Raw genomic sequence first — 257 nt, 5'->3', positions numbered from 1 at the left:
ACTTATGGCGATGGGAACGGTAACACTGCTACACAAACTCAAACGGTAATAGTAGATGATACTACTGCTCCTGTGGCTGATGTGGCTACACTTCCAACTATAACAGCACAATGTGAGGTGACTTCAGGTATGATTACTGCTCCTACGGCTACTGATAACTGTGCAGGAACAATAACTGCGACAACTACTGATCCGCTTACCTATTCTGCTCAGGGTACTTATACCATAACATGGACTTATGGCGATGGGAACGGTAA

At 44.7% G+C, this 257-nt stretch carries 1 protein-coding gene; it reads left to right on the top strand.

Features of this window, described 5'->3' with window-relative positions:
* A partial coding sequence (locus tag ABS768_RS17320; protein ID WP_408076217.1) for a hypothetical protein occupies window positions 1-257 on the top strand: 257 nt, incomplete at both ends.

This window comes from Flavobacterium rhizophilum, from assembly GCF_046000485.1.
In the GTDB taxonomy this organism is placed as follows: Bacteria; Bacteroidota; Bacteroidia; order Flavobacteriales; family Flavobacteriaceae; genus Flavobacterium; species Flavobacterium rhizophilum.
This window is presented reverse-complemented; position numbering and strand designations above follow the sequence as displayed.